The organism is Mesorhizobium sp. M2E.F.Ca.ET.209.01.1.1 (assembly GCF_004010375.2).
Lineage (GTDB): Bacteria > Pseudomonadota > Alphaproteobacteria > Rhizobiales > Rhizobiaceae > Mesorhizobium.
On the sequence record NZ_SADP02000007.1, the window covers coordinates 1 to 20,967 of the forward strand.

Annotated in this window: 19 protein-coding genes and 1 riboswitch; of the genes, 10 read left to right on the forward strand and 9 right to left on the reverse strand. The window is 63.3% G+C overall.

The genetic code is table 11. From position 1 onward, the window contains the following. The first annotated feature begins 406 nt into the window (after positions 1-406). Positions 407-1,045 carry an acyl-homoserine-lactone synthase gene (locus EN852_RS14775; protein ID WP_127876088.1) on the forward strand — a complete coding sequence of 213 codons (639 nt, stop codon included), beginning with the start codon at positions 407-409 and terminating at the stop codon, positions 1,043-1,045. 14 nt (positions 1,046-1,059) lie between these two features. Further along, entirely contained in the window at positions 1,060-1,809 is a 750-nt protein-coding gene (locus EN852_RS14780) for an enoyl-CoA hydratase-related protein (RefSeq protein ID WP_127876087.1), read from the forward strand. 70 nt (positions 1,810-1,879) lie between these two features. Here EN852_RS14780 and ppk2 read toward each other — a convergent pair whose 3' ends face one another. Continuing rightward, the gene (gene ppk2 / locus EN852_RS14785) at positions 1,880-2,785 is read right to left on the reverse strand and encodes a polyphosphate kinase 2 (RefSeq protein ID WP_127876086.1); all 906 of its coding nucleotides are present in this window, start codon (positions 2,783-2,785) and stop codon (positions 1,880-1,882) included. A gap of 196 nt (positions 2,786-2,981) precedes the next feature. Here ppk2 and EN852_RS14790 point away from each other — a divergent pair, with 196 nt between their 5' ends. The 3 genes from EN852_RS14790 (at position 2,982) to EN852_RS14800 (ending at position 6,169) form a co-directional block, all read left to right on the forward strand. After that, the gene (locus tag EN852_RS14790) at positions 2,982-4,247 is read left to right on the forward strand and encodes an ATP-binding protein (protein WP_127876085.1); all 1,266 of its coding nucleotides are present in this window, start codon (positions 2,982-2,984) and stop codon (positions 4,245-4,247) included. A 107-nt stretch (positions 4,248-4,354) separates the two neighbouring features. Then, positions 4,355-5,077, forward strand: coding sequence for a phosphate signaling complex protein PhoU (phoU, locus tag EN852_RS14795; protein ID WP_127876084.1), 723 nt, complete (start codon positions 4,355-4,357; stop codon positions 5,075-5,077). Between the two features lie 87 nt (positions 5,078-5,164). Continuing rightward, positions 5,165-6,169 carry a magnesium and cobalt transport protein CorA gene (locus tag EN852_RS14800; protein WP_127876083.1) on the forward strand — a complete coding sequence of 335 codons (1,005 nt, stop codon included), beginning with the start codon at positions 5,165-5,167 and terminating at the stop codon, positions 6,167-6,169. Between the two features lie 134 nt (positions 6,170-6,303). Here the strand turns inward: EN852_RS14800 and EN852_RS14805 are convergent, their stop codons facing one another. Beyond that, positions 6,304-6,822, reverse strand: coding sequence for a GcrA family cell cycle regulator (locus tag EN852_RS14805; protein ID WP_127876082.1), 519 nt, complete (start codon positions 6,820-6,822; stop codon positions 6,304-6,306). 357 nt (positions 6,823-7,179) lie between these two features. Here EN852_RS14805 and EN852_RS14810 point away from each other — a divergent pair, with 357 nt between their 5' ends. From EN852_RS14810 to EN852_RS14820, 3 genes are all read left to right on the forward strand, one after another. Further along, positions 7,180-8,379 carry an aspartate aminotransferase family protein gene (locus tag EN852_RS14810; protein ID WP_127867500.1) on the forward strand — a complete coding sequence of 400 codons (1,200 nt, stop codon included), beginning with the start codon at positions 7,180-7,182 and terminating at the stop codon, positions 8,377-8,379. 16 nt (positions 8,380-8,395) lie between these two features. Then, complete coding sequence (argF, locus tag EN852_RS14815) at positions 8,396-9,307, forward strand: ornithine carbamoyltransferase (protein ID WP_127876081.1); 912 nt, start codon at positions 8,396-8,398, stop codon at positions 9,305-9,307. 123 nt (positions 9,308-9,430) lie between these two features. Next, positions 9,431-10,462: an Hsp33 family molecular chaperone gene (locus tag EN852_RS14820; protein WP_127876080.1), complete on the forward strand. Its 1,032-nt coding sequence runs from the start codon at positions 9,431-9,433 to the stop codon at positions 10,460-10,462. 191 nt (positions 10,463-10,653) lie between these two features. Here the strand turns inward: EN852_RS14820 and apaG are convergent, their stop codons facing one another. After that, on the reverse strand, positions 10,654-11,046 hold the full coding sequence (apaG, locus tag EN852_RS14825) for a Co2+/Mg2+ efflux protein ApaG (RefSeq protein ID WP_127876079.1): 393 nt from the start codon (positions 11,044-11,046) through the stop codon (positions 10,654-10,656). A gap of 324 nt (positions 11,047-11,370) precedes the next feature. Here apaG and EN852_RS14830 point away from each other — a divergent pair, with 324 nt between their 5' ends. After that, positions 11,371-12,516 (forward strand): ceramide glucosyltransferase, encoded by a 1,146-nt coding sequence (locus tag EN852_RS14830; protein ID WP_127876078.1) that lies wholly within the window; start codon positions 11,371-11,373, stop codon positions 12,514-12,516. Positions 12,517-12,551: 35 nt separating this feature from the next. Here EN852_RS14830 and EN852_RS14835 read toward each other — a convergent pair whose 3' ends face one another. After that, positions 12,552-13,742, reverse strand: a complete 1,191-nt coding sequence (locus tag EN852_RS14835; RefSeq protein ID WP_127876077.1) for an O-succinylhomoserine sulfhydrylase — start codon at positions 13,740-13,742, stop codon at positions 12,552-12,554. A gap of 56 nt (positions 13,743-13,798) precedes the next feature. Then, positions 13,799-13,876, reverse strand: a riboswitch (SAM riboswitch). Between the two features lie 116 nt (positions 13,877-13,992). Here EN852_RS14835 and EN852_RS14840 point away from each other — a divergent pair. After that, the gene (locus EN852_RS14840) at positions 13,993-15,087 is read left to right on the forward strand and encodes a 2'-deoxycytidine 5'-triphosphate deaminase (RefSeq protein ID WP_127876076.1); all 1,095 of its coding nucleotides are present in this window, start codon (positions 13,993-13,995) and stop codon (positions 15,085-15,087) included. A 15-nt stretch (positions 15,088-15,102) separates the two neighbouring features. Here EN852_RS14840 and EN852_RS14845 read toward each other — a convergent pair whose 3' ends face one another. The 5 genes from EN852_RS14845 to chvE all read right to left on the reverse strand — a co-directional run bounded on the left by EN852_RS14845 (position 15,103) and on the right by chvE (position 20,840). After that, on the reverse strand, positions 15,103-15,555 hold the full coding sequence (locus EN852_RS14845) for a hypothetical protein (RefSeq protein WP_127876075.1): 453 nt from the start codon (positions 15,553-15,555) through the stop codon (positions 15,103-15,105). A gap of 24 nt (positions 15,556-15,579) precedes the next feature. Then, complete coding sequence (gene araD1 / locus EN852_RS14850) at positions 15,580-16,575, reverse strand: AraD1 family protein (protein WP_095819746.1); 996 nt, start codon at positions 16,573-16,575, stop codon at positions 15,580-15,582. Positions 16,576-16,774: 199 nt separating this feature from the next. Beyond that, a complete protein-coding gene (gene mmsB, locus EN852_RS14855) occupies positions 16,775-18,067 on the reverse strand; it encodes a multiple monosaccharide ABC transporter permease (RefSeq protein WP_127867492.1) in 1,293 nt (430 codons plus the stop codon). Then, on the reverse strand, positions 18,064-19,599 hold the full coding sequence (gene mmsA / locus EN852_RS14860; protein ID WP_127876074.1) for a multiple monosaccharide ABC transporter ATP-binding protein: 1,536 nt from the start codon (positions 19,597-19,599) through the stop codon (positions 18,064-18,066). The genes mmsB and mmsA overlap by 4 nt, the downstream gene beginning before the upstream one ends. Positions 19,600-19,769: 170 nt before the next feature. Then, positions 19,770-20,840, reverse strand: coding sequence for a multiple monosaccharide ABC transporter substrate-binding protein (gene chvE, locus EN852_RS14865; protein WP_127867490.1), 1,071 nt, complete (start codon positions 20,838-20,840; stop codon positions 19,770-19,772). Positions 20,841-20,967 lie beyond the last annotated feature (127 nt).

Sequence of the window (20,967 nt, forward strand, 5' to 3'; positions counted from 1 at the left end):
TCTCGACGCAGCGGCGTTAGACGGGCATTCTTGTGGATGTTCATTCGGTCCTCCGGGAATCACTGAAGCTTCGACAACCTCAGCTTTCTCGGTCGGGGCCGAATGGACAACCTCCTGAAAGCTCACAGCTAGGTCGGCCGTGCCGACCTGGAAATTTCAGCTTACGCGATCGCGTGATATTTTCAGAAAAGCGCAGCCGAATCTCCCTCTTGGGAGAGGGCTAATGATTTCTTAACGCCAAATCAAACTGGGCATCCCCAACCGCGTCCGGACAGTCGCGGAGGCCATTAGGCGTGGCTATATTAGCCAGGTCGGCCGTGCTGGCCTAAAATTCTTGCCTACGCGTTCGCGTAATATTTTCGGGAAAGCCCGGCCGTATCATCCTCTTAAGCCCAGGAGACGGCTAATGCTTTTCGCCCTTACCACTCAGGAATTGATGGAACGCCCCGACCTTTGGGAGGCCGTGCATCGCCTGCGCCACAAGATCTTCGTCGAGGAAATGGGATGGACCGATCTCGCCCGTCCTGACCAGCTCGAGATCGATCAGTTCGACCACGACGAGGCCGAACACCACCTTGTGATCCGCAACGGTGAACTGGCCGGCTACCAGCGCATGCTGCCGACGACACGGCCGCATCTTCTGACGGACGTGTTGTCGGACCTCTGCGAGGGGCCGTCCCCCTCGGGACCGAATGTCTGGGAGTTGACCCGCTACGCGGTGGCCCCGGGCTTTCGCGACGGCAAGCGCGGCGTCTCGACGGTCGGCACCGAATTGATCGCCGGCTTCGTCGAGTGGGGACTGAAGCGCAACGTCGACCAGGTCATCATCGAGTTCGAACCGATGTGGGTGCTCAGGGCGCTGCAACTGCACTTCCTGGCAAAGCCGCTCGGCTACCAGCGCACCTATGGCAACCAGCAGGTGGTGGCGACCTTGCTCACTTTCACCGAGCATACGCTCGATATCGTGCGCCAGCGCCGCAACCACTTCCTGCCGGTGCTGAACCGGGGCTATCCCGGCCTGCTCGGCCTGAAGCAGGCGTCGTGAGCGGGGAGGTGGTCATGAGCTTCCATCCCGAACCGGAACTGCGCGGCCGCACGCTGGTCGTCACCGTGTCCTCGCATGACGGAAGGCCGGTGCTCGACCGGCATGCCTATGCGAGCCTTGCCAGGACCTTCCACGAGGCGGCCGTCAATGACGAGGTCCGTGTCGTCATGCTGCGTGGCCTTGCCGGCTGTTTCTGCCTTGGCGGCGACTTCTCGGAATTCCTCGATGCCACCAAGCACCGGGAACTGATCGCCGCCGTCACCGACATGTTCCGCATGCTGGCGACCTTCCCCAAGCCGGTGCTTGCCTGCGTCGACGGCGATGCCGTCGGCGTCGGCTGCACCATCCTGTTCCACTGCGATATGGTGATCGCCTCGAAGGGCAGCACCTTCAGGGTGCCGTTCGTCGATTTCGGCTTGGTGCCGGACGCGGCGACCAGCATCCTGGCGCCCCAGAAGCTCGGCTATGCGGGCGCCTTCCGCTTCTTCTGCCTGGGCGACACGCTCGGCGTCGAGGATGCCAAGGCCCTCGGCCTTGTCGGCGAGATCGTGACGCAAGGCAGCGCCGAGGAAGCAACGCTGGCGAGGGCGAAACAACTCGCCAAGAAGCCGGTGGCGGCATTGCTGCAGACGCGTAGCCTTCTCAAGGGCGATACGGCGGTGTTGTGCGATCGTATCGACCACGAGATCACGCTGTTCCAGCAGGCGCTTCAGGATGACACCACGCTGAAGCGGCTGCAGCGGATCGCCCGCCTGGCCGCCTGAGCGGACCGCATGAAAGTCTCAGCGCCGCGCGAGCCGAAAGCCGCGCGGCGCTGTAACTTACGGAATTGATTTAGTCCTTCAGGAACCCCGGCCCTTCGCCGATGATCTTCTTGTCGGGCTTGCCGACGGCATCGAGGTCGCGGCGGTCATAGGGCAGCGACAGCAGGATGCGCTGGATCACCGCAAGCCGGGCGCGGCGCTTGTCGTTGGCGCGCACGATGATCCAGGGCGAGAATTCCTTGTGCGTGCGCTCGATCATCTGGTCGCGCGCCTTGGTGTAGTCGTCCCATTTGCTGATGCCTGCGACGTCCATCGGTGAGAACTTCCAGTTCTTCAGCGGCGACCAACGGCGGTCATGAAACCGCTCCAGCTGCGTTTCGCGGCCGATATTCAGCCAGAATTTGAAGAAATGGATGCCCTCGTTGCAGATCATCCGCTCGAAATGCGGCGTCTCGTCGAGGAATTTCTCGTGCTGCTCCGGCGTGCAGAAGCCCATGACCGGCTCGACGCCGGCCCGATTGTACCAGGAGCGGTCGAAGGTCACGAATTCTCCGGCTGTCGGGAAATGGTCGACATAGCGCTGGTAGTACCATTGCCCGGCCTCGGTCGGCGTCGGCTTAGTCAGCGCGACGTTGCGCGCCGTGCGCGGGTTCATATATTGCCGCACCACGAAGATCGTGCCGCCCTTGCCGGCCGCGTCTCTGCCTTCGAACAGCGCCATCACCCGCTTGCCGGTCGTCTGCAGCCAGGCCTGCGCCTTGACCAACTCAATCTGCAGCCCTTCGAGCTCCTTTTCGTAGTCTTCGCTTTTCATCTTCTTGTCGTAAGGATAGCCGCCGGCGGTCAGCTTGTTGTCCACGATCCAGTCCGGCAGCACCGGATTGTCGATGTCGAACTCGCGCTCCTTGCCGCCGATCTTGATCTTGATCGGTGCCGTGGCCGGCACTGCTTCAGCCGTTTGCTTGGCTTTTTTCATCCAGACGAACCTTTCCAGTTTGCGGACTCATGCTATGGAGCCTGTGCAGCAAAGCGCCCTTCCGAGCGCAAAGACGCTGTAGCGTGTTGATTTTGCGCATGAACCTTCGCGAAAATCGATCCTGATTTTCAGGCATGCGCCAGGCCGGTCCGGCAGACTGCTGACCGGTCGACGGGATGCGGGGTGGCGCGGGCCTATGGCTGAGACGGGCGCGGGGCAGGACAGTAAGGGACAAGCCCTGGCGGCGCGGTTGTGGCGCAATCGCTGGCTGCTTGGCGCGGGCATTGTCGCGATCCTTGCCGTCTATAGCTTCGCCGGCGCGTCCGTTTACGTGCCGGTCCTGGCCTTAGTAGTGCTGGCGGCTGCCGCGATGCTGCCTGTCGATGCCGAACGCCGATCGGCAGATTCAGGAGCAGCGATCGAGGCCAGCGGACTGCAGCGGCTTTCCGGCGAGTTTCTGGCGGCCGCGGTCGCCGATCCGCTGATCATCTTCGACCATTCCGCCGCGATGGTCCACGCCAACGCCGCCGCCTTCGCGGCCTTCGGCGGGCTGGCGCCGGGCATGTCGCTGGCGTTGAAGTTTCGCGCGCCGGAAATGCAGGCGCTGCTGGACGGCATCCTGTCGGGCGAGGTCGCCGCCGATGTGGTAGACTACACCGAAAAGCTCCCGGTGGAGCGGACATACCGGGTCAGCGCGTCAACGGTCGGCCATGCCACAGGCCTTTATGTGCTGGTGTTCAAGGATCAGAGCGAGACACGCCGCATCGATCGCATGCGGGCCGACTTCATCGCCAATGCCAGTCATGAATTGCGCACGCCGCTCGCCTCGATCGCCGGCTTCATCGAGACGCTGCGCGGGCCGGCCCGCAACGATCCGGCGGCGCGCGACCAGTTCCTGCAGATCATGCAGAACCAGACGGGACGTATGGCCCGTCTGATCGATGATCTGCTCTCGCTCTCGCGGCTGGAGATGAAGCCTTATCTGCGGCCGGGCACGGAGGTCGACCTTCGCCAGACGATCGATAGCGTCATCGATTCCCTCGGACCGCTGGCCGCGGAAAACGGCATCGTCATCGAGCGGGACTTCATCGATGGCCCGGTTTCCGTCCCCGGCGACCGCGACGAACTCTTCCAGGTTTTCGAAAATCTCCTGGAGAATGCCTGCAAATACGGCCAGTCAGGCGGACGCGTGACCGTCTCCATGGCACGCGTCGAGGACGGTCAGGACCCAGGCATCGACGTCATCATAAGAGACTACGGCCCGGGCATCGCCGAAGAACACATCCCGCGCATAACCGAGCGCTTCTACCGCGTCGATGTCGAAAACAGTCGCACCCAGAAAGGCACCGGGCTTGGCCTTTCGATCGTCAAGCATATATTGACCCGTCATAACGCAAGATTGTCGATCAAGTCGGAAGTCGGCAAGGGTGCGGCGTTCACGGTTCATTTGCCGGCTCGCTGATCGTGTACCGGTTGCCAACCGAGATTTCTTCTTTCTGTCATGCGGTTCGCGTATCAGCGACAGATTGAGGGAACGCACCAGCCGGCACAAACCGGGAAGGCATATCGATGCAGTCCGTCCATACTGTCAGTGCCTATGATGAAGAGCTGAAATTCCTGTCCAAGCGCATTGCGGCGATGGGCGGCCATGCCGAGCGCATGGTCGAGCAGGCTGTCGCGGCCCTTGTCAATGTCGACCATGGCCTTGCCCAGAAGGTCATCCAGGACGACATCGTCCTCGACGAGGGACAGCGCGAGATCGACGACAAGGCCATCATCATCATCGCCAGGCGCCAGCCGATGGCGACGGATTTGCGTGAGATCGTCGGCGCGATCCGCATTTCGGCCGATATCGAGCGTGTCGGCGATCTTGGCAAGAACGTCGCCAAGCGCGTGGCCTCGGTCGACGGCCGCCAGCCGAACAGCCTTTTCCGCGGTATCGAGGCGCTTGCCAACATGGCGCTGACGCAGCTCAAGGAAGTGCTCGACGTCTACGCCTCGCGCTCGGTCGAGAGGATCGGCTTCGTGCGCGACCGGGACGACCAGATCGACGCCATGTACACCTCGCTGTTCCGCGAGCTTTTAACCTACATGATGGAAGATCCGCGCAACATCACGCCCTGCACGCATCTTCTGTTCTGCGCCAAGAATATCGAGCGTATCGGCGACCATGCGACCAACATCGCCGAGACCATCTACTACATCGTCACCGGCGACCAGATGCCCGCCGACCGGCCGAAGGGCGACAAGACCGACAAGGTGGTGCTGCCCGGCGCGGTGCCGGCTAAGTGAACGGGCGCCTCTCGAACGGTTTTCTGATTTAGGCTAAGCTCTTCCAGGCAGAGCGATTTTGTCAGTCGCAGTCTCGGGAGGTTTGCGATGGAACAAGTTCGAAACCTGACCCCGGCCCCAACGTCGGGCATCGTAGCGTCAAGCGTCTATTTGAGCGGCAAGCGCGTCGCCGACATCGCCATCGAACAGGCGGGTGAATGGGCAGCCAAACCCGGCCATGTCGTCTGGATCGGCCTGCTCGAGCCCGACCGCAACCTTCTGCTCAGGGTGCAGGCGCAATTCCACCTGCATGACCTCGCGATCGAGGATGCCGAGCACCCACATGCGCGCCCGAAGATCGAGCAATATGGCGACGCCCTCTTCATCGTCGCCCGCACCGCGCAATTGATCGACGGCCGCGTCACCTTCGGCGAAACGCATCTGTTCGTCGGCACCGGCTACATTGTCAGCGTCCGGCACGGTCCGTCGACCTCCTACGCCGCCGTGCGCCAGCATTGGGAAAGCTGTCCGCACTCGCTGGCCAAGGGCGAGGACTTCGTCCTCTACGCCATCCTCGATTTCATCGTCGACAACTACATGCCGGTGCTGGAGCAGATCGAGGACGAGGTCGAGGCGATCGAGGACAAGGTGCTTTTGAAGCCGATGACTGGTTCCGATATCGAGCGCCTCTACATGCTGCGCCGCGATCTGCTGCGGCTTCGCAATGCGGCCTTGCCGCTGGTCGAGGTCTGCCGCCGGCTGACCAGCGCCGATCTGCCGCAGATCCATGCCGCCATGCATCCGCTGTTTCGCGACGTGACCGACCACATCCGCACCGTGCAGGAAAAGATCGACTCCCTGCGCGAGGTTCTGGCTTTCGCTTTCGAAGCCAGTCTTCTGGTCGGACAGAGCCAGGAAACCGCGATCTCCAAGAAGCTCGCCTCCTGGGCCGCCATCCTGGCGGTGCCGACAGCCTTCGCCGGCATCTACGGCATGAACTTCTCCGATATGCCGGAACTGAAGATGGAGTATGGCTATCCCGTCATCCTGCTGGTGATGGCCTCGATCTGCTCGTTCCTGTATTGGCGGTTCAAGAAGAACGGATGGCTGTGAAAAAATGAATAGCGAATAGCGAATAGGGAGTAGCGAGTAGGGAACGACGAAAAAACGGCTTGCTCCCTATCACAGAAGCCAAGCCGTTCTATTCGCTATTCGCTATTCGCTATTCGCTATTCGCTATTCGCTATTCAGCGAGCGCGGCGCCGTTCCGCCGCCGGCTGGAACGCGACCCGGGAATGATACTTGCAATACGGTCCCGTCTCGGCGGCGTCGTTGCCGCAGAAGCTGAAGTCTTCCGAGAGCGGGTCGCCGTTCGGCCATTTGCAGGTGCGTTCGGTCAGCTCGACGAGCTGCAGGTTGCGCGAGATCGGCACCACGACGTTCTCGACCGGACGGACGTAGTGGCGAGCGACCGGCTCGGCGTCGAACTGCACTTGCAGCGCGGTGGCGCCGATGGTGGCGGTCACATGGCGCGCCGGGCTCGCGGCGCGAGCCACCGACTTCTGCATCGAGGCGCCTTGCGTCACCTTCTTCTGGCGTGCCGGGGCAGCCGTCGCGCGGCCGCGGCCCGACAGCTTCAGGCGATGCACCTTGCCGATGACGGCATTGCGGCTCACTCCGCCAAGCTGTGCGGCAATCTGGCTTGCGCTCAGACCCTCCGACCACAATTTCCTGAGAAGTTCTACCCGCTCGTCAGTCCAGTTCATGTGACCGCGCTCCTGCTAATGCGTGCGGCGACCAGAATCCTTTCCCGAGCCGGCTCTCGCCGGGCAAACGACACCACATGTACCGGGTGATTTAGGTCCGCCGCACGAAATATAGTTATTTCTCGACTACAAATACCTTATGCGCTGACTCGGTGACAAGAGTCCCAAAGGCAACACCGATTCGGTTTTTACGGTTTTCCCCAACTTGCCGGCCTGCTCATGAGCCGGCGTGGCGTCAGGGCTTGCCACGCGCTTCTGCGTGACGTTTTCGTTGACTTCATGGCCGAAAAACATGATAAGCCGCAAAGGCCGCCGCATTGGCGGCTTTTTTGATTTCCGGTTCCGGAGACGCATATAATGAGCGGTTCGGCGCTTTACGAGACCTTCGCCCGCGCACCCCTGGCTTTCGACCGTGGGGAGGGGACCTGGCTGGTCACCGACAAGGGCGAGCGATATCTCGACTTCGCGGGCGGCATCGCGGTGAATTCGCTGGGCCACAGCCATCCGCATCTGGTCGCGGCGCTCACCGAACAGGCCGCCAAGCTTTGGCACGTCTCCAATCTCTACGAGATCCCGGAACAGCGCCGGCTGGGCGAGCGGCTGGTCGATGCCACCTTTGCCGACAAGGTGTTCTTCACCAATTCGGGCGCCGAGGCGCTGGAATGCGCCATCAAGACGGCCAGGCGCTATCAGTTCGTCAAGGGCCATCCCGAGCGTTTTCGCATCATCACCTTCGAAGGTGCCTTCCATGGCCGCACGCTGGCGACGATCGCCGCCGGCGGCCAGTACAAATATCTCGAGGGCTTCGGGCCCAAGGTCGAAGGCTTCGACCAGGTTGCATTCGACGACATCGACGCGGCGGAAAAGGCGATCACGGCCGAGACCGCGGCCATCCTCATCGAGCCCGTGCAGGGCGAGGGGGGCATACGCCCGGTGCCGACGCAGTCCTTGAAACGGCTGCGGCAGCTCTGCGACCAGCACGGCCTGCTTTTGATCTTCGACGAGGTCCAGTGCGGCATCGGCCGCACCGGCAAGCTGTTCGCGCATGAATGGGCTGGCGTCACGCCCGACCTGATGGCGATCGCCAAGGGCATTGGCGGCGGCTTCCCGATGGGCGCCTGCCTCGCCACGGACGAGGCGGCGACCGGCATGACCGCCGGCGTGCACGGCACCACCTTCGGCGGCAATCCGCTGGCGATGGCGGTCGGCAATGCCGTGCTCGACGTGGTGCTGGCCGACGGCTTCCTCGAGGACGTGCAGCGCAAGGCGCTGTTGTTGAAGCAAGGTCTGGCCTCGGTCGCGGATGAATTTCCCGATGTCATCGAGGGCATCAGGGGAACCGGCCTCATGCTTGGCCTGAAATGCGCCATGCCCAACACCAAGGTGAACATGGCGCTGCGCGACCAGCACCTGCTTGCCGTGCCGGCGGGCGACAACGTGATCCGCCTCCTGCCGCCGCTCACCGTCACCGACGAGGAGATCGGCGAGGCGCTGAAGCGCATCCGCGGCGGTGCCAAGGGCCTGACCGACGCGATAGCGGCCGAAGCCGCGAAGTAATTTCTGGAACCTGCCGATGAGCGTCCGCCACTTCACCGACCTATCCGCCGTTTCGGCGGGCGACCTGCGCATCATGCTGGACGACGCGATGGCGCGAAAGACCCGGCTCAAGGCGGGCGAGCGCTCCAAACCGCTCGATGGCAAGGTGCTGGCGATGATCTTCGACAAGCCGTCGACGCGCACGCGCGTGTCCTTCGATGTCGGCATGCGCCAGCTCGGCGGCGAGACGATCATGCTGACCGGCACCGAGATGCAGCTCGGACGCTCCGAGACCATCGCCGACACGGCAAAAGTGCTGTCGCGTTATGTCGACGCCATCATGATCCGCACCACCTCGCATGACCGGCTGCTGGAGCTCACCGAGAACGCTACGGTTCCCGTCATCAACGGACTGACCGACGACACGCATCCTTGCCAGATCATGGCGGACATCATGACCTTCGAGGAGCATCGCGGTCCGGTGGCCGGCAAGACATTTGCCTGGACCGGCGACGGCAACAATGTGCTGCACTCGCTGCTCGAAGCCTCGGCGCGATTCCGTTTCAACTTGAATGTCGCGGTGCCGGAAGGCAGCGAGCCTTTCGAGAAATATGTCGACTGGTCGAAAGCCAATGGCGGCAAGGTCCGGTTTGCCAAATCCGCCGAGGAAGCCGTCGACCAGGCCGATTGCGTCGTCACCGACAGCTGGGTCTCGATGGGCCAGGAGCACCGTGCTCGCGGCCACAACGTCTTCCTGCCCTATCAGGTCAACGCGGCGCTTATGGCCAAGGCCAAGCCCGATGCGTTGTTCATGCACTGCCTGCCGGCGCATCGCGGCGAAGAGGTCACCGACGAGGTGATCGACGGGCCGCATTCGGTGGTCTTCGACGAGGCCGAGAACCGGTTGCACGCCCAGAAGGCGGTGCTGGCCTGGTGCCTGGGCGCTTGAGAAGGGCCGACCTGACCGCTTCCGGCCCGATCGGGGTCAACTTGATCTGGGGACAGGTGATGCCTATCTGCGGGCCATCACGTAAATTGAACGCGCTTCGACGCATGCGGCTCATCGGGTTGCATGGCTGCGCCCCGGAGTTTTGTCATGTTGGAAACCCAGACCTTGGCTGAGCATAAACCCCAACTCGGTGAATTCGGCTTCGCCGGCGACGACCACGTCGTGCCTTACGAGGTCGCGCCGCTCGACGTGCGCGGCCGCACCGTGCAGCTCGGGCCGATGCTCGACGCTATTCTGAGCCGCCACAATTATCCCGAGCCCGTCGCCCGCCTGCTGGCGGAAGCCTGCGTGCTCACCGTGCTGCTCGGCACCTCGCTGAAATTCGAAGGCAAGTTCATTCTGCAGACCCGCACCGACGGGCCGGTCGACATGCTGGTGGCTGATTTCACCACGCCGCATGCGCTGCGCGCCTATGCGCGCTTCGACGCCGACCGGCTGCAGTCCCTGATCGCCGCCGGCGAGACCTCGCAGCAGGCGCTGCTCGGCAATGGGGTGCTGGCTTTGACCATCGACCAGGGCGCGCATACGCAGCGCTATCAGGGCATCGTCCAGCTCGACGGCACCTCGCTGGAGGATGCCGCGCGCACCTATTTTCGGCAGTCGGAGCAGATCCCGACCGATATCAAGATGTCGGTCGCCAAGCTGGTCACGCCCGGCCCGGGCGGCGCACGTGAGCAGTGGCGGGCAGGCGGCATCCTGGCGCAGTTCCTGCCTCAGGCGCCGGAGCGCATGCGCATTCCCGATATTTCGGGCGGCGACGGCGACGACCGCGAGCTGACGGACCATCCGGCCGACAATTCCTGGCAGGAATTGCTGGCGCTGCTCGGCACCATCGAGCCGACGGAGCTGATCGACCCGACGGTGGGCGCCGAGCGGCTGCTCTACCGGCTGTTCCACGAGCACGGCGTGCGCGTCTTCCGTAGCGTGCCGGTCGACGACCAATGCTCCTGCTCGCGCGAGAAGATCCACGGCATCCTCCAGGGCTTCTCGGCTGAGGAGATCAAGGACTCGACCGAGGAGGGCGGCATCCATGTCGCCTGCGAGTTCTGCTCGACGCAATACGACTTCGACCCGGCCGAGTTCGCGGCGGAGTGACGCCCGTTCCTTCTCCCCGTTCTACGGGGAGAAGGTGCCCGAAGGGCGGTTGAGGGGCGGCGCCAACGTTGGTGAAGATGGCCTCGCTGTCCTTTGCCCCAAGGAAATCTCAGAAGCCCGGCGCTGCCCCTCATTGCCCTGCCGGGCATTTCTCCCCGTAGAACGGGGAGAAATGCGCCAATCGCCGACGCCTAATTCACCGTCCGCCTTGTCCCCGGCATGTCGAGCGAAAATGCCGGAATAGCGATATCGAACGTCTCGCCTCGGCTGTTGCGCATCGTGTAGTGGCCGACCATGATGCCCGACGGCGTCGAGAGCGGGCAGCCCGAGGTGTATTGATAGCTGTCGCCGGGATTGAGCTCCGGTTGGTCGCCGACGACGCCTGCGCCGCGCACCTCCTCGACACGGCCCTGGCCGTCGGTGATGTGCCAGTAGCGCGACAAAAGCTGCACGAAATCGTCGGAGCGGTTGTCGATCGTCACCTGATAGCCCCAGACATAGCGGTTCTCCGACGGATCGGATCTATCCTCCAGATAGAAGGGCCTGACCAGCACTTCGATATTGCGCGTCACGGCGCGATACATGGGCTACTCCGGTTGCCGCTGCAGGGAAACATTTGTCACACGTCGCGGTTATTACGCGAAAGCGGAAGTCCGCCTGCCAGCGTTGTAGCGCACGTGCCGAAAAACAATGTCATTTAAGTGACACATGACAATGTTGGTGTGCACAAACCGTGCCGGGCGACTCGGGCGCTCTGTCGACTGATGAAACGGCCGCGTTAGGCCAGGAGCAATTCCAGGAAAAGTGTGAGCGGTTTTCCGTCCGGAATTGCGTGAAAACAAAGAGATAGAGTGGTTCGCCGTTTCTGTGAAACGGTGAAACTCTCGATCGGGAGTGACCAGATCTCGATGGAACTGACTATCGCAGCCGGCCTGGCTTCGTCAGCCCTTCTTCTCTCCAATCTCGCCAGCATCCTGCTCGCCTCGTCGCGGCTGAGGCGGCGGCATGTCATTGCGCCGCCCTCCGGCACACGGGCGCCGGTATCGATCATCGTGCCTTCGCGCGGTGTCGAGCCGTTCACCGAAGAGACCTTGCAGCGCTCCTTCTCGCTCGACTGGCCGCGCTACGAGCTGATCTTCTGCGTCGCGCATGCCGAGGACCCGGTGGTCAGGCTCATCGAGGCGGCGGTCGCGCGCCACCCGGAGGTTTCGGCGCGGCTGCTGATCGGTGACGACCGCGTCAGCGCCAATCCCAAGCTCAACAACTGCGTCAAGGGCTGGCAGGCGGCACGGCACGATTGGGTGATCCTCGCCGACTCCAACGTTCTGATGCCGAGGGATTATGTCCAGCACCTGATGGCGGCATGGCGGCCGGACACCGGCCTCGTCTGCTCGACGCCGATCGGCTCGCGTCCTGACGGTTTTTGGGCCGAAGTCGAATGTGCCTTCCTCAACACGCTGCAGGCGCGGTGGCAATATGCCGGCGAGGCGCTCGGCCTCGGCTTCGCCCAGGGCAAGAGCATGCTGTGGAACAAGCCGATGCTGGACGCCAATGGCGGCATCCAGGCCTTGGCCGCCGAGATCGCCGAGGACGCCGCCGCCACCAAGCTGGTCAACGGCCTGGGCCTGCGCGTCAATCTTGTCGCCTCGCCTTTCGAGCAGCCGCTCGGCCAGCGCCGGTTCGCCGAGATCTGGTCGCGCCAGGCGCGCTGGGCGCGGCTGCGCCGGGTCACGTTCCCGCTGTTCTTCGCGCCGGAGATCCTGACGGGCGCCGCGGTGCCGCTGCTGCTGGCGCTGATTGCCGCGGCAGGCGCCGGCGTCAGCCTTCCCACCACGGCCTTGTGCGTGCCGGCGATCGCCTACCTGCCGGAATGCCTGCTCGCCTTGGCCAAGGGCTGGTGCCTGTCGCCGCGCAGCGTCACCGCGATGATCGTGCGCGACGTCATGCTGCCCGCCATCTGGGCGCGCGCCTGGTTCGGCGGCGCTGTCGAATGGCGGGGCAACGCCATGACCATCCGAACCCGCGCGCTGACGGAGCTCGAGGAGATCGCCTGAAAGGTCTCGGTCGATCTTCGGCGGTATCTACAGGACTACTTGGCCGCCTTCAGTGCCTGCTCGATGTCCTCCAGCAGATCGTCGGTGTCCTCCAGGCCGACGGAGAGCCTGAGCGTGCCGGGCCCGATCCCGAGTTCCGCCCGCGCCTCGTCGCTCAGGTTCTTGTGCGTCGTCGTCGCCGGATGGGTGATCAGGCTCTTGGCGTCGCCGAGATTGTTGGAGATCAGTACGATGTCGAGCGCGTTCTGGAAGGCGAAGGCCGCCTGCTTGCCGCCCTTGACGTCGAGGCAGATCAGCGTCGAGCCGCCCGACATCTGCTTCTTCACAATATCCGCCTGCGGATGGTCGGCGCGGCCCGGATAGATGAGACGGGCGATCTCCGGCCGTCCGGCCAGGAAATCGGCGATCTTGCCGGCGCTCTCCGTCTGCTGGCGCACGCGCAGCGGCAGTGTCTCCAGGCCTTTGAGCAGCGTCCAGGCATTGAACGGCGACAGGCTGGGGCCGGTATGGCGGAAATAGTCGTGCAGGTTCTCGTCGATCCATTTCTTGTCCGACAGGATGACGCCGCCGAGGCAGCGGCCCTGGCCGTCTATATGCTTGGTCGCCGAATAGACCACGATATGGGCGCCGAGCTGCAGCGGCTTCTGCTGCAGCGGCGTGGCAAAGACGTTGTCGACGACCACGCGCGCGCCGATCGAATTGGCAAGCTTGGCGACCGCGGCGATGTCGACCACCTCCAGCGTCGGGTTGGTCGGGCTTTCCAGGAAGAACAGCTTGGTGTTCGGGCGAACAGCCTTTTCCCAGTTGGCGACGTCGGTGCCGTCAATCAGCGTCGACTGGATGCCGTAGCGCGGCGCCAGCGTCTCCACCACCCACCGACAGGAGCCGAACAGGGCACGCGCCGCAACGATGTGGTCTCCTGCCTTGACGCTGCAGAGCAGTGCGGCGGAAACGGCGGCCATGCCGGAGGCCGTGGCGCGGGCGTCCTCGGCCCCTTCCAGCGCGCACATGCGCTTTTCGAACATATCGACGGTCGGGTTGGCGTAGCGCGAATAAATGAAGCCCGGCTCCTCGCCCTTGAAGCGGGCTTCCGCCGCCTGCGCCGTCTCGTAGACATAGCCCTGCGTGAGATACATCGCCTCCGCCGTCTCGCCGAACTGGGAACGCAATGTTCCGCCATGCACGAGTGCCGTCTGAGGTTTCCAGTTGCGCTTCTTGGTGCTCATAGCCCTGCTTCCAGACACAAAAAAACCGGCCGCGAAGTCGCAACCGGTCCATATAGCCTTGCGGCTCGACGGTCCTTTAGCGACTTGTTTAACGTGGCTGCAAGCCGACCGGCCAAATCACCACGGGATAACGACCCTTTAAATGAGCGCCGCGCTTGCGTCAATTGCCGGCTTCATTAAGAGGTTTGTACCAGCCGGGCGGCAAGTGCCTGCTAAGGTCCTCGCCCGGCCTCGTGAACGGAGCCAGCCTTTGCGGCAGACAGGCATTCTTCCGGATCAGGACATCGCGGCGCTGTTTAAGGCAAACGCGCTTAAGTCGCCGCGCGCGCTGGACGCCAACCAGATCCAGCCGGCCAGCCTCGATCTGAGGCTCGGCGACAAGGCCTATCGCGTGCGCGCCTCCTTCCTGCCGGGTCCCGATCATCTGGTCGCCGACAAGCTCGAACGGCTGAAGCTGCACGAGATAGACCTCACCGGGGGCGCGGTGCTGGAAACCGGCTGCGTCTACATCGTGCCTTTGCTGGAAAGCCTGGCATTGCCGGCTGAGGTTTCGGCGTCGGCCAATCCGAAGAGCTCGACCGGCCGCCTCGATATCTTCACGCGGGTCATGACCGATCGTGGCCACGAGTTCGACAAGATCGCCGCCGGTTATCACGGGCCGCTCTATCTCGAAGTCAGCCCGCGCACCTTCCCGATTGTCGTCCGCGCCGGCTCGCGGCTGTCGCAGATCCGTTTCCGCATCGGCAATGCCGTGCTTTCGGAAAGCGAGCTGCGTGACCTCCACCGTGCCGAGATGCTGGTCGCCACCGAGCCGCCCAACATTTCCGGCGGCGGCATTGCGCTCTCCATCGACCTCGACGGCGACAAGGACGGGCTTGTCGGTTATCGCGGCAAGCACCACACCGGCCTGGTCGACGTCGACAAGCGCGCCGCGCAGGATGTGGTCGATTTCTGGGAGCCGATCTATAAGAGCGGCGCCGGCGAGATCGTGCTCGACCCTGACGAATTCTACATCCTGGTCAGCCGCGAGGCCGTGCACGTGCCGCCGCTCTACGCCGCCGAGATGACACCCTTCGATCCGCTGGTCGGCGAGTTCCGCGTCCACTATGCCGGCTTCTTCGATCCGGGCTTCGGCCACTCCGCCGCCGGCGGCAGCGGCAGCCGCGCGGTGCTCGAAGTGCGCAGCCACGAAGTGCCTTTCATCCTCGACCACGGCCAGATCGTCGGCCGTCTCGTCTACGAGCACATGCTGAAGCGTCCGCAGGCGCTCTACGGCACCGATCTCGGCTCGAACTACCAGGCGCAGGGCTTGAAGCTTTCCAAGCATTTTCGCGCGGCGCGGTGATCCTCGCTGGCCCTGTCAGTGGCGAAAGAGATATTCTTCCGCCGCGCCGAGGCAGGCATGGAAATGGCCGATAAAGAGTAGCTCTCGAACGGTCAGACGCTTCCTGCCCCAAAATCCCTTGGTCTGCTTCGTTTCATCAAGCGGAGAGCTTGAGCCCGCGCCCAATGGGAACAGTTGCCTGTCGAGGCATCCAAGGACATGGGCCCTCGCGGAGTCGATGCCGCAAGCCTGTCCGCTGTCGTTCAGCGCAGTTGCGGGCAGCGCGGATGTCATGCGATCCGCATTGCGCACGAGAAAGTCCGCCTGCGTCCTTGAGTATCCGGTGGCCAGAAGACGGCTCGACATTGCCGACCGGGCTTCACGATAGGTTATTGGACTGCATTTTCCGGCGGCGTAAGCGGTCAAGGAGGAGCAGGCGAGCGCCAGTACCAAGCCTGTGAACGCCAAGCTCGGCCGGATGCGTTTCATTTCTCCCCCAATCTCGGTCCTATCCTACAGCGCCTTCACCGCCACCTTCACCGGCTTTTCGATCTCCAGCGGATTGCGCAGCGGCAGGCCGAAATCCGGCGCCTCGATCTCGAACGTATCGCCGGCCTCGGTCCTGATGCCGTCGGCGAAGGAGAGCGTCGCGGTGCCGAACATGTGCACATGCACGTCGCCCGGCTGGCGGAAAGCGGAATATTTGAAGTGGTGGTGCTCGAGATTGGCGATGGTGTGCGACATGTTCGCTTCGCCCGACAGGAACGGCTTTTCCCACAGCAGCTTGCCGTCGCGCCAGATGCGCGATGCGCCGCGGACGTCGGCCGGCAGGTCGCCGATCAGGATCTCGGGGCCGAACGAGGCGTTGCGCAGCTTGGAGTGGGCGAGGAACAGATAGTTCACCCGCTCGGTGACGTGGTCGGAGAACTCGTTCGACAGCGTGAAGCCGACGCGGAACGGCGCGCCGTCGTCGCCGATCACATAGATACCGGCGATCTCGGGCTCCTCGCCGCCGTCCTGCGCGAAGGCCGGCGACATCAGCGGCGCGCCCGGCGCAACCGCCATCGTGCCGTTGCCCTTGTAGAACCATTCCGGCTGCACGCCGACCTGGCCCTTGGCCGGCTTGCCGCCTTCCAGACCCATGCGGAACATCTTCATGGAATCGGTGAGTTCCTCCTCCCCGCCCTCGCTGAGCTTCTTGTGCATGGAATCGCGCGTCGCCGCGGAGCCGAGATGCGTCAGCCCGGTGCCGGTGAGATGCAGATGCGCCGGATCCGGATGGTTGATCGGCGAAACCAGCCGGCCCCTCTTGTAGACGGCATCGAGATCGACCGTCTCGCCATAGCCCTTGCGCTCGATCAGCGCTTCGAGGCCGATGCCGGTGCGCGCGGCCTCCATCGCCAGCGAATAGACGCTGCGCGCGCCATTGATGACCCTGGTCTTGCCGCCGCCATTGCGGGCGACGACGCGGATCGTCTCGGCGTCGTCGAGGATCTGGGAGATCAGCATGTTCGAATCCTCTCTCATTTAGCGGCCGCCCGCGGGCAAGCCTTACCCGGCGCGGCGAGGAGCGATCCCCACCACGGTTGAAACTCTTCGTCCGGATTGCGTTCGCGAGCTCGGTCCTTGCCTGGACTTCTTGGCGCCGACGGGTTGCCGGCAGCGTCGCGATCTGGAACCCGTATTCCTCCTGAACTTGTTCCGGCCGTTAAGCCTTGTTCTTGTTGTAGACGTCGAAAATCACGGCGCCGAGCAGCACCAGACCCTTGACCACCTGCTGCCAGTCGACATTGACGCCCATGATCGACATGCCGTTGTTCATCACGCCCATGATGAAGCCGCCGACCACGGCGCCGATCACCTGGCCGACGCCGCCCATTGCCGAGGCGCCGCCGATGAAGACGGCCGCGATGACGTCGAGCTCTGAGCCGAGGCCGGCGGCCGGCACGGCCTGGCCGAGGCGCGCCGCGATGATCAGGCCGCCCAGAGCCGACAGCACGCCCATGTTGATGAAGACCATCAACGTTAGCCTTTCGGTGTTGATGCCCGACAGCTGCGCCGCCTTGGCGTTACCGCCCATGGCATAGATACGGCGGCCGATGGTCATGCGCTTGGTGACGAAGACGAACAGCGAGATGAGCACGCCCATCACCAGCAGCACGACCGGCAGGCCCCGGTAGCTCGCGAACTGGAACACCAGGAACAGCGCCAGCACGCTGCCGACCAGCGTCTTGACGACGAACAGCGGGAAGGGCTCCGCCTCATAGCCGTGACGCTCGCGCTTGCGCCGCGTCCGGAAGCCGAAATAGGCGTAAGCGAGCACCGCGATCAGGCCGAGCACGATCGTCGTCATGTGTAGCGTCAAGCCGCTGCCGACGATGGTCTTGCCGGCGGCATTGACCGTCGGCGGGATCAGCGTCAGCGGGCCGATCACGTCAGGAATGAAGCCGGAGCTCAGCGCCTTGAAGCTGTCCGGCAGCGGGCCGACCGAGGAGCCGCCGCCAAGCAGCGCCTGGCAGATGCCGCGGAAGATCAGCATGCCGGCCAGCGTCACGATGAAGCTCGGTATCTTGTGATAGGCGATCCAGTAGCCTTGCGCCGCGCCGATCAGCGCGCCGACGATCAGGCAGACGATCGACACCACCAGCGGATTCGAGAATATGCCGAGCGGCCAGATCACCATCATCATCGCCGCGAGCGCGCCGATGAAGCCTGCCACCGATCCGACGCTGAGGTCGATATAGCCGGCGACGATCACCAGCAGCATGCCCAGCGCCATCACGATGATGAACGAGTTCTGCTGCACCAGGTTCGAGAGGTTCACCGGTTTGAACAGCGTGCCCGACGTCGTGTACTGGAAGAACAGCATGATGACGATCAGCGCGATGATCAGGCCGTATTCGCGCAGATTCGTCGTCAGCGCCGACACGGCGATGCGCGGACCCTGCTTGACGTCCTCGGCTGTGCCGCTCTGCGGTGCGGGAGCGCTTTCTGTGCTCATGATGCTTTTTTTCCTTCTCCGCGAACGATGGCGCGCATGATTTTTTCCTGGCTGGCGTCGCTTGCCGCCATTTCGCCGACGATACGCCCTTCGTTCATCACATAGATGCGGTCGGTGATGCCGAGCAATTCGGGCATTTCCGACGAGATGACGATGATCGCTTTGCCCTCGGCGGCGAGGCGGGCGATGATCGTATAGATTTCGTACTTGGCGCCGACGTCAATGCCGCGCGTCGGCTCGTCGAGGATCAGCACTTCCGGATCGGCGAACAGCCATTTCGACAGCACCACCTTCTGCTGGTTGCCGCCCGACAGGTTGCCGGTCAGCTGATAGACGCTGGAGGCGCGGATGTTGGTCTTCTTGCGGTAGTCGTTGGCGACGCTCATCTCGCGCATGTCGTCGATGACGCCGCGGCTGGAAACGCCGGAGAGGTTGGCCAAAGTCACATTGTGCTTGATGTGGTCGATGAGGTTGAGGCCATAGGTCTTGCGGTCCTCGGTCACATAGGCGATGCGGTTCTCCACCGCCTTGCTCACCGACGAGAGGTCGAGCGGCTTGCCGTGGAGCGACACCTCGCCGGTGATGTGCCGGCCATAGGAGCGGCCGAACAGGCTCATCGCGAATTCTGTGCGGCCGGCGCCCATTAGCCCGGCAATACCCACCACCTCGCCCTTGCGCACATTGAGGTTGACGTTCTTGATCACCTGGCGCTCGGCGTGGATCGGGTGGTAGACCGACCAGTCCTTGACCTCGAGGATGACCTCGCCGATCTGCGGCTCGCGCGGCGGGTAGCGGTCGTCGAGGGAACGGCCGACCATCGAGGTGATGATGCGGTCTTCCGAGATGTCCTTCCTCGGCAAGGTCTCGATGGTGCGCCCGTCGCGGATCACCGTCACCTTGTCGGCGACACGGTTCACCTCGTTCAACTTGTGCGAGATCAGGATCGAGGTCATGCCCTGGCGCTTGAACTCGAGCAGGAGGTCGAGCAGCGCCTGGCTGTCTTTTTCTGAGAGCGAGGCCGTCGGCTCGTCCAGGATCAGGAGTTTCACTTCCTTGCTGAGCGCCTTGGCGATTTCGACCAGCTGCTGCTTGCCGACTCCGATATTGGTGATCAGCGTCTTGGGATCTTCCTTCAGCCCGACTTTCTTGAGCAGGGCGGCCGTGCGCGTCTCGTTGGCGTCCCAGTCGATGACGCCATAGGTGGCGTGCTCGTTGCCGAGGAAGATGTTTTCCGCGATCGACAGCATCGGCACCAGGGCAAGCTCCTGGTGGATGATGACGATGCCGATATGCTCGCTGTCGTGAATGCCTTTGAAATGACATTCCTGGCCGCGAAAGACGATCTGGCCATCATAGGTCCCGGATGGGTAAACGCCTGACAGCACCTTCATCAGCGTCGACTTGCCGGCGCCGTTCTCGCCCACGATGGCGTGGATCTCACCTTCCTCGACGCTGAGATTGACGTTCGACAACGCCTTCACGCCGGGGAACGTCTTGGTGATGTCGCGCATCTCCAAAATCGTCGAGGCCATCGGGTCTGCTCCTTGGGCGCAAGGCTCCGGTCGGACTCCGGAAGGGCTCATGCGCGAAATCAACATACTGCGGCGCGTGACGCCACAGAAGCCGGCAAAACAATACCGGGGTCGTTTTTGAACGAAAAGGGGTCCTGCGGCCGCGCAGGACCCCTTCCTGTAAGACTGGATTACTTCAGCTCTTCGGCCTTGATGTAGCCGGACTCGACGACCAGCTTCTCGTAGTTCGACTTGTCGACCTCAACCGGCGTCAGCAGGATCGAGGGAACGACCTTGACGTCATTGTTATAGGTCTTGGTGTCGAGGCCCTCAGGCTTGCCGCCGGAGAGCACCTTGTCGACCAGCTCCACGGTCGACTTGGCCAGTTCGCGGGTGTCCTTGAACACCGTCGAATACTGCTCGCCCGAGATGATCAGCTTGACCGAGGCGGTCTCGGCGTCCTGGCCGGTCACGATCGGCCAGGGCTGGGCATCCGTGCCGTAGCCGACGGCGCGCAGCGAGGCGGTGATGCCGCGCGACAGGCCGTCATAAGGCGACAGAACGCCGTCGACGCGGCTGCCGTCCGAGTAGTTGGCCGAAAGCAGGTTGTCCATGCGCGCCTGGGCGGTGGCGGCGAGCCAGCGCAGCGTGCCGACCTTGTCCATGCCCATCTGGCCGGACTTGATCTTGATCGAGCCGTCATCGATCAGCGGCTGCAGGACCGACATCGCGCCGTTGTAGAAGAAGAAGGCGTTATTGTCGTCCGGCGAGCCGCCGAACAGCTCGACGTTCCACGGCTTGGTGTTCGGGAAGCGCTCCTTGAGGCCCTTGACCAGCGAATTCGCCTGGATCACGCCGACGCCGAAATTGTCGAAGGTGGTGTAGTAGTCGACATTCGGGGTCTTCTTGATCAGGCGGTCATAGGCGACGACGACGACGCCGGCATCATTGGCCTTCTGCAGCGCGTCCGCCATGGTGGTGCCGTCGATCGATGCGATGATCAGCGCCTTCGGGCCCTTGGTGATTTCATTTTCCAGCTGGCTGAGCTGGTTCGGGATGTCGTCCTGCGCGTATTGCAGGTCGACCGTGTAGCCGAGCTTCTCGAGCTGGGACTTGACGGCATCGCCGTCGTTGATCCAGCGCTGCGAGGTCTTGGTCGGCATCAGCACACCGATGAGGCCCTTGTCGGCCGCGTGCGCCGAATAGCTCATAGCGGCAATGCCAAGGGCCGCCACGGCGGCCAGCGTCTTGATGATCTTCACGATTACTCTCCCTGGTTGATGGTCGCGACCTCGGGGCTTCGCGGGCCGCGCAGCCGGGCAGATGCGCTGGCGCGCCTCTGTCGGCTTTATCGATCTCCGGTATCCTCCCAATCGGCCCCGCGACGCA

What these genes read in the sequence shown, in the direction of transcription:
- EN852_RS14775 (WP_127876088.1), top strand. Translation starts at nt 407, where the DNA reads ATGCTTTTCGCCCTTACCACTCAGGAATTGATGGAACGCCCCGACCTT.
- mmsA (WP_127876074.1), bottom strand. Translation starts at nt 19,599, where the DNA reads ATGGCCTCGACGATTTTGGAGATGCGCGACATCACCAAGACGTTCCCC.
- EN852_RS14800 (WP_127876083.1), top strand. Translation starts at nt 5,165, where the DNA reads ATGGAACAAGTTCGAAACCTGACCCCGGCCCCAACGTCGGGCATCGTA.
- ppk2 (WP_127876086.1), bottom strand. Translation starts at nt 2,785, where the DNA reads ATGAAAAAAGCCAAGCAAACGGCTGAAGCAGTGCCGGCCACGGCACCG.
- mmsB (WP_127867492.1), bottom strand. Translation starts at nt 18,067, where the DNA reads ATGAGCACAGAAAGCGCTCCCGCACCGCAGAGCGGCACAGCCGAGGAC.
- EN852_RS14780 (WP_127876087.1), top strand. Translation starts at nt 1,060, where the DNA reads ATGAGCTTCCATCCCGAACCGGAACTGCGCGGCCGCACGCTGGTCGTC.
- EN852_RS14810 (WP_127867500.1), top strand. Translation starts at nt 7,180, where the DNA reads ATGAGCGGTTCGGCGCTTTACGAGACCTTCGCCCGCGCACCCCTGGCT.
- araD1 (WP_095819746.1), bottom strand. Translation starts at nt 16,575, where the DNA reads ATGCTGATCTCCCAGATCCTCGACGACGCCGAGACGATCCGCGTCGTC.
- EN852_RS14830 (WP_127876078.1), top strand. Translation starts at nt 11,371, where the DNA reads ATGGAACTGACTATCGCAGCCGGCCTGGCTTCGTCAGCCCTTCTTCTC.
- EN852_RS14820 (WP_127876080.1), top strand. Translation starts at nt 9,431, where the DNA reads ATGGCTGCGCCCCGGAGTTTTGTCATGTTGGAAACCCAGACCTTGGCT.
- argF (WP_127876081.1), top strand. Translation starts at nt 8,396, where the DNA reads ATGAGCGTCCGCCACTTCACCGACCTATCCGCCGTTTCGGCGGGCGAC.
- EN852_RS14790 (WP_127876085.1), top strand. Translation starts at nt 2,982, where the DNA reads ATGGCTGAGACGGGCGCGGGGCAGGACAGTAAGGGACAAGCCCTGGCG.
- phoU (WP_127876084.1), top strand. Translation starts at nt 4,355, where the DNA reads ATGCAGTCCGTCCATACTGTCAGTGCCTATGATGAAGAGCTGAAATTC.
- EN852_RS14835 (WP_127876077.1), bottom strand. Translation starts at nt 13,742, where the DNA reads ATGAGCACCAAGAAGCGCAACTGGAAACCTCAGACGGCACTCGTGCAT.
- EN852_RS14845 (WP_127876075.1), bottom strand. Translation starts at nt 15,555, where the DNA reads ATGAAACGCATCCGGCCGAGCTTGGCGTTCACAGGCTTGGTACTGGCG.
- apaG (WP_127876079.1), bottom strand. Translation starts at nt 11,046, where the DNA reads ATGTATCGCGCCGTGACGCGCAATATCGAAGTGCTGGTCAGGCCCTTC.
- EN852_RS14805 (WP_127876082.1), bottom strand. Translation starts at nt 6,822, where the DNA reads ATGAACTGGACTGACGAGCGGGTAGAACTTCTCAGGAAATTGTGGTCG.